This window comes from Mesorhizobium sp. Cs1321R2N1, assembly GCF_037179725.1.
In the GTDB taxonomy this organism is placed as follows: domain Bacteria; phylum Pseudomonadota; class Alphaproteobacteria; order Rhizobiales; family Rhizobiaceae; genus Mesorhizobium; species Mesorhizobium salmacidum.
Genome location: NZ_JAPYKP010000214.1, coordinates 1 through 6,945, shown reverse-complemented (window position 1 = coordinate 6,945; position 6,945 = coordinate 1). Strand labels below are relative to the sequence as shown.

General features: G+C 64.7%; 6 protein-coding genes and 1 pseudogene. All 7 read right to left on the bottom strand.

All coding sequences use genetic code 11. The annotated features are described in order from the left end of the window. Positions 1 to 903 (bottom strand): ABC transporter permease (locus O7A61_RS30210; RefSeq protein ID WP_337132864.1); only part of this gene is annotated, 903 nt, incomplete at its 3' end. Beyond that, on the bottom strand, positions 903 to 2,414 hold the full coding sequence (locus tag O7A61_RS30205) for an ABC transporter ATP-binding protein (protein ID WP_337132862.1): 1,512 nt from the start codon (positions 2,412 to 2,414) through the stop codon (positions 903 to 905). The genes O7A61_RS30205 and O7A61_RS30210, both read right to left, overlap by 1 nt. A 119-nt stretch (positions 2,415 to 2,533) precedes the next feature. Next, the gene (locus O7A61_RS30200) at positions 2,534 to 3,565 is read right to left on the bottom strand and encodes a BMP family protein (protein ID WP_337132861.1); all 1,032 of its coding nucleotides are present in this window, start codon (positions 3,563 to 3,565) and stop codon (positions 2,534 to 2,536) included. Positions 3,566 to 3,716: 151 nt separating this feature from the next. After that, positions 3,717 to 4,922 carry a 3-oxoadipyl-CoA thiolase gene (gene pcaF / locus O7A61_RS30195; protein ID WP_337132865.1) on the bottom strand — a complete coding sequence of 402 codons (1,206 nt, stop codon included), beginning with the start codon at positions 4,920 to 4,922 and terminating at the stop codon, positions 3,717 to 3,719. A 1-nt stretch (position 4,923) separates the two neighbouring features. Continuing rightward, entirely contained in the window at positions 4,924 to 5,718 is a 795-nt protein-coding gene (locus O7A61_RS30190; protein WP_337132860.1) for a CoA-transferase subunit beta, read from the bottom strand. Next, positions 5,715 to 6,572: pseudogene (locus O7A61_RS30185) on the bottom strand (CoA transferase subunit A). Before O7A61_RS30185 ends, O7A61_RS30190 begins: the two are co-directional and overlap by 4 nt. 153 nt (positions 6,573 to 6,725) lie before the next feature. After that, positions 6,726 to 6,945, bottom strand: a 220-nt coding sequence (locus O7A61_RS30180) for a hypothetical protein (protein ID WP_337132859.1), incomplete at its 5' end; no start/stop codon positions are given.

Sequence of the window (6,945 nt, the reverse complement as noted above, 5' to 3'; positions counted from 1 at the left end):
CAGAAAAATCGCCGCAGGCACGACGCCGAGCGGGTTGAGCCGCGCCAGCATGGCGACGACGATGCCGGAATAGCCGTAGCCCGGCGAGATGTCGCTCATCACCTGGAAGTGCACGCCGCCGACCTCGCCGACGCCGGCAAGACCGGCCAGCGCGCCCGACAGCAGCGCCGTCGAGATCAGCACTCGCTCGACATGGATGCCGCCATATCTGGCCGCTTCCGGGTTTTCGCCGGTAATCCTGATCCGGAAGCCGAGCGTCGTGCGCACGATCAGGAACCAGATCAACGGGGCCGCGACCAGCGCCGCGACGACACCGAGATGCAGTCGCGTGCCTTCGATCAACACCGGAAAGTTCGCCGAATCCTCGATCGGCGGCGAAATCGGGTAGCCGCTGAAGCTATCCTTCCACGGCCCTTCGATCAGCGCCATCAAGGCGTAGTAGATGACCGAGTTGAGCAACAGGGAGCTCACCACATCATCGACCTTGAATTTTACGCGCAGCGTCGCCGGCACCAGCGCGACCGCGGCGCCCGCGGCCGCGCCCGCCAGCGCCATCAGCAGCATGGCGAGCGGCCCCGGCATGGGGATGGCGCCAACAAAACAGCTCGCCACCGCACCGGCCAGCAATTGCCCCTCGGCGCCGATGTTCCAGAATTTGGCGCGGAAGGCGACAGCCACCGCCAGCCCGGTGAAGATCATCGGTGCGGCGCGCACCAGCGTTTCGGTGATGGCATAACTGTCGCCGAGCGAAGCGGTGAACATAACCCCGTAGGATTCGAGCACGCCCGCGCCGGCCAGCGCGATCAGGCCGCTGCATAGGACAAGCGTGGCGGCGATCGCCAGCAGCGGCAAGGCAAGGTTGAACCAGGCGGGTGTCGAGGTGCGGACTTCGAGGCGGAACATCAGCCGTGCCCCTCCGCGCCGGTCATCAGCAGGCCGAGCTGCGCGACGGTCGCGTCGGCGCTGTCCAGCGTGCCGGCGATGCGGCCTTCATACATCACCGCAATGCGGTCGCAGAGCACCAGCAGTTCTTCCAGATCCTCGCCGATGACGATGATGCCGCAACCCTTGGCGCGCATGTCGAGAAATTTCTCATGGATGAAACGGGCGGCGCCAATGTCGAGGCCGCGCGTCGGCTGCGACACGATCAGCACCTTTGGGTCGAAGGCAAGCTCGCGCGCCAGCAGCGCCTTCTGCAGATTGCCGCCGGACAGCGCGCCGGCGCGCGTCATCGGCCCGGGACATCTGATATCATAGGCCTTGATCTGTTCTTCGGCGAAAGCGCGGATCGCATCCGGCTTGAGCAGCCCCCTGGCGGAGAAGGCCGATGTGCCGATGCGCGGCAGCACCATGGAATCGGCAAGCGGCAGATTGGTGACCAGCCCAGTCGTCATGCGATCTTCCGGGATGCGGCCAAGGCCCAGCGCCTGCACCTCGCACGGCGAGAACCGCGATACGATCTGGCCGGCGACGGTCATCCGGCCGGCATCGGGCGCGCGCACGCCCGAGATGACCTCCGCCAGTGCCCGCTGGCCATTGCCGGAGACGCCGGCAATGCCGAGGATTTCGCCGGCACGAACCGCAAGCGACACATCGCGCAGCGCCGTGCCGGAATGCCGCGAGGTTGAAATGCCATCGAGCGTCAGCACATCGGCGCCGGGCACCGACGGCCCCCTCGCCGGCGGCACGATTTCATGGCCGCACATCAATTGCGCCATCGCGGCCGACGTCGTGTTGGCCGGATCGTCGACACGGCCGGCGACGCGGCCATGCCGCAGCACGGTGCAGCGATGCGTCAGCGCCCGCACCTCATTGAGCTTGTGCGAGATGAATATGATGCCGAGCCCTTGCGCCGCCATCGACCGCAACGCCGAAAACAAACCGTCGACCTCGCTCGGCGCCAGCACCGCAGTCGGTTCGTCGAGGATCAAGAGCCTGGCGCCGCGAAACAGCGCCTTGACGATTTCCAGCCGCTGCTGCTCGCCGACCGACAGCGCCGAGACCGGCAGATCGGGATCAAGCGTCAGCCCGTGCTGGCTGCTGATTTCAGCAAGCCGGGCCAGCCCGCCGGCGCGATCGATCCGCCCCGACTTGCCCGGAATACCGATGAGCAGGTTTTCCAGCACCGTCAGCCGTGGCGCCAGATGGAAATGCTGGTGCACCATGCCGATGCCGGCGGCTAGCGCATCGGCCGAGCTCGTGATCCGTACCGGCCGGCCCTGGATCAGGATCTCGCCGGCATCCGGCGCGTAAGCGCCGAACAGCACGTTCATCAGCGTCGTCTTGCCGGCGCCGTTCTCGCCGAGCAGACCGAGGATTTCGCCCGGCGCCACGCTGAGATCCACGGCCTCGTTCGCCTTGACGGCGCCGAAGCTCTTGGTGATGCCGCGCATTTCGATGAGGGGGGCGGACAAGGGCGCTCCTGAGAGGAATTGGCTTACCATGGCAGCTTTGATTGACAGGGATGCGCTGCACCCCCCGTCAGGCCTGCCGGACGAGGGGGGGCGCCACGCACCACCCCTCGAACCAACCCTCAATCCGAAACCGGCGTGTTCTCGTCCACATCCACCCGGAAATTGCCTTCCAGGATCTCGGCCTTCTTCTTCTCGACCAGATCCTTGACCTCGGCGGGCAACGTCTTGTCGAACTTGTGAAAGGGCGCCAGATACGAGCCGCCCTTGGCCATGCGCGAGAAATCGCCGTAATCCTGCGCCGTGTAGACGCCGGCCTTGACCAGCTTGATCGCTTGCTCGACCGTCGGATACATATCCCAGACCGGGCCGGTGATGACCGTGTCGGGGCCGAGGCTCGACTGGTCGGACATGTTGGAGATGGCGAAGATCTTCTTCTCCACCGCCGCCTCGATGACGCCGAAGCGCTCGGCGTAGATGACGTCGACGCCGGCATCGATCTGCGCCACCGCAGCCTCCTTGGCCTTCGGCGGGTCGAAGAAGGAGCCGATGAAGGCGACCTTCTTCTTGACGTTCGGATTGACCTCCTTGGCCCCGGCGAAGAAGGCGTTGACCAGCCGGTTCACTTCCGGAATGCCCATCGCCGCCACCGCGCCGACCGTGCCCGACTTCGACATCTTGCCGGCGATCATGCCCGAGAGATAAGCCGGCTCATGGATCCAGTTGTCGAACACGCCGAAATTCGGCTCGGCCGGCCCGGCGCCCGAGCCGAACAGCCAGGCGGTCTTCGGGAACTGCGTGGCGGTGCGGCGCGATTCCCGCTCGGCGGCGAAGGCATCGCCCAGCACCAGCTGGTAGCCGCCTTGCGCATATTCGCGCATGACGCGGCTGAAGTCGGCGGTCTGCACCTTCTCGGACCATTTGTATTCGATACCGAGTTCCTTCTCGGCCTTCTGCAAGGCGACGTGGATCTGGTTGTCCCAAGGCTCCTCGATCGGCGTGGCGAAGATCGCCGCCACCTTCAGTTTTTTGCCCGCCGCGAAGGCCGCACCAGGCAGCATCGCCGCCGCCAGGCCAAGAGCGCCCAGCTCCAGCACGCTGCGCCGCGACAGCCCTTCGCGCATCGAATGGGATTTGTTCTTCCGGTTTTCCATTGAAGTGCCCCTCTGTTCGACAGCCGTGTCGAGCCGGCTGTTCCAAAAATCAGACGGGGAACTATGGAACGGGTCAGCACTTTTGTCCACATGGTCAAATTTGGCGGAGCGCCGAATCTGACCATGGCCTTGTGGAGCCGAGAACCGACGATCAGGCCCGTTCGAGCGCGACGGCAATGCCTTGGCCGACGCCGATGCACATGGTGGCCAGCGCGTAGCGGCCACCGCGTTCGCGCAGCTCAAGTGCGGCCGTCCCTGAGATGCGGGCGCCCGACATGCCCAGGGGATGGCCGAGTGCGATGGCGCCGCCATTCGGGTTGACGTGCGGCGCATCCTCGGCAATGCCGAGCTGGCGCAGCACGGCGATGCCTTGCGAGGCGAAGGCTTCGTTGAGTTCGATGACATCGAACTGTTTTGGCGTCAGGCCCAGCCGCGAGCACAGCTTCTGCGTCGCCGGCGCCGGGCCGATGCCCATGATGCGGGGCGCGACCCCGGCGGCGGCCCCACCAAGGAAACGGGCGATCGGCGTCAGCCCGTATTTCCTGACAGCCGCTTCCGAGGCAACGATCAGTGCCGCCGCGCCGTCATTGACGCCGGAGGCATTGCCCGCCGTCACCGTGCCGCCTTGCCGGAACGGCGTCGGCAATTTGGCCAACGTCTCGACCGTGGTGCCAGCGCGGGGATGTTCATCCTTCGAGACCCCGACCGGATCGCCCTTGCGCTGCGGGATCGTCACCGGGGTGATCTCCTTCGACAGCCGGCCATTGACTTGGGCCGCGACCGCCTTGTCCTGGCTGCGCACGGCAAAGGCATCCTGGTCCGCGCGGGAAACAGCGAAGTCTTCCGCCACATTCTCGCCGGTTTCCGGCATGGAATCGACGCCATACTGCTTCTTCATCAGCGGGTTGACGAAGCGCCAGCCGATGGTGGTGTCGTAAATCTCGGCATTGCGCGAAAACGCGGTGTCGGCCTTGGGCATGACGAAGGGCGCACGGCTCATCGATTCCACCCCGCCCGCAATCATCAGTTCCGCTTCGCCGGCCTTGACGGCACGCGCGGCGATGGTCAGCGCGTCCATGCCTGAGCCGCACAGCCGGTTGACGGTCGAGCCAGGGATTTCCTGCGGCAGTCCTGCCAAAAGCAGCGCCATTCGCGCGACGTTGCGGTTGTCCTCGCCGGCCTGGTTGGCGCAGCCATAGACAACGTCGTCGACCGCCTGCCAATCGATCCCGGGATTGCGCGCAAGCAAAGCCTTCAGCGGGATGGCGGCGAGGTCGTCGGCACGCACCGAAGACAGCGAACCGCCGAAGCGGCCGATCGGCGTGCGGATGTAGTCGCAGATATAGGCCTCGGCCATGTCAGGCAGCCTTCCCTTTTCCGGTTCCTTCATGCGCCGCCTTGGTGCGGGCCTGCAGGTCGCGCAATGTCTTCAGTTCGAGTTCGCTTGGCGGCGGTGTTTCGTCAAGCGCCTCGGCGAACTTAACCACCCAGCCACAGCTCTCCTGCACCTGCTTACGAGTGACCCCGGGATGCAGCGAAACGACAGTGAATTCCTTGGTCACCGGATCCGGCTTCCAGACGGAGAGATCGGTGATCAGCAATGTCGGGCCTGATGTGTCGATGCCAAGCCGCTGGCGGTGGTCGCCGCCTTCGCCATGGCCAAAGGAGGTGAAGAAGTCGATTTTTTCGACCATGCCGCGCTTGGTCTGCGCCATGGTGATGTAGATCTCCTTCGACGATGTTGCGATCTCCGGCGCGCCGCCGCCGCCGGGCAGCCTGGTCTTGGGACGGAAATAGTCGCCGATGACGGTGGTGTTGATGTTGCCGAACTTGTCGAGCTGTGCCGCGCCGAGGAAGCCGATCGAGATCCGGCCACCCTGCAGCCAGTAGCGGAACATCTCCGGCACCGCGACGGTGGTAACCGCGGTCTCGCACAATTCGCCATCGCCGATCGACAGCGGCAGCACGTTGGGCGCGGTGCCGATCGTGCCGCTCTCATAGATCAGCGTTATGTCAGGCGCATGCGTCAGACGCGCGACGTTGCAGGCGGCCGACGGTGCGCCGATGCCGACGAAACAGACATCGTCGTTCTTCAACGCACGGCTGGCGGCGATCGTCATCATCTCGTTGGGGGTAAAGGCGAGCTGGCTCATGCCGCTTTCCTCAGATGTTCGACGCGGGCCGCGAAATCGTCGGCGGTTCTTTCGATGACGTTCGCCTGCATCCACGCCTGGAATTTTTCGCGGTCAGCCGCGATCTCATCCCATTCGAGTTAGGCAGCATTGTCCCTGACATAGTAGCCGTGCGCATAGGACGGATGCGAGCCGCCGGGCACGACCGAGATCGCCGAAATCGTCCAGCGCGGCAGCACGGTCAAATTGGGGTGCAGGTCGTCGAAATTGTCGACGACTTCCTCCACCGTGACCACGGCGCGTTTGGCCGCCAGCACGGCTTCCTTCTGGATGCCGATGATGCCTTCGACCAGCACATTGCCTTTCCTGTCGGCCTTCTGCGCATGGATGAAGGTGACGTCGGGCCGGATCGAAGGGACCGCCGCCAGCACCTCGCCGGTGAACGGACAGGTGACCGACCTGATGTTGGGATTGACGTCAGCCAGCCCCGTGCCGCGATAGCCGCGAAAGACGGCACAGGGCAGTCCGGCCGCACCCGCTTCATAGGCGTTGGCCATCCCGGCGTGGCTATGCTCCTCGATTTCGATCGCCCGAGGAAAACCGTTCTCGATCGCATCGCGGGCGCGCCGCAGCAGGCCGACGCCGGGGTTGCCGACATAGGAGAAGACGATCTTCCTCGCCATGCCCATGCCGATCATCTGGTCGTAGATCAGGTCGGGCGTCATGCGGATCAGGGTCAGGTCGCGAAAGCCCTGGCGGATCGCCTCGTGCGCCGCCGCCGTCGGGATCAGATGGGTGAAGCCTTCGAAGGCAACCGTGTCGCCATTGCCGAGGTTCTCGGCCACGGCCTGTTTGAGCGGCAGGAACTTGACCATCGCGGCGGCCCTCAAGATGCAACAAAATTCGTATCGCGAACAAAAGTACCGTATGTGGTATTTTCTGGCAGGATTTCTTTGTGGTTTGAGAGGCCTGAACTTCCCGAAGTCGGCGGGACAGCGCCCCCCTCTGCCCTGCCGGGCATCTCCCCCTCAAGGGGGGAGATCGGATGTCGCGATCGCCTCGCCAATCTTCACCGCCGAAGAAGAGGCGCTGAAGTCAAAACTGCCAATCTCCCCCCTTGAGGGCCTGTTGCGCAATATTGCGGGAGGCGTGTTGTGAGGATTGAGGGCGGCCATTTTCGTTGCTTTGGAGGCTTTTCGGGGTTTGGGAGCCGCGCCTTTGCGGCGTTTGGCGGATTTCGGGCGCAGC

Excerpts from the sequence above, each read along its gene's own strand:
- O7A61_RS30190 (WP_337132860.1), bottom strand. The coding sequence starts at position 5,718 with ATGAGCCAGCTCGCCTTTACCCCCAACGAGATGATGACGATCGCCGCC.
- pcaF (WP_337132865.1), bottom strand. The coding sequence starts at position 4,922 with ATGGCCGAGGCCTATATCTGCGACTACATCCGCACGCCGATCGGCCGC.
- O7A61_RS30200 (WP_337132861.1), bottom strand. The coding sequence starts at position 3,565 with ATGGAAAACCGGAAGAACAAATCCCATTCGATGCGCGAAGGGCTGTCG.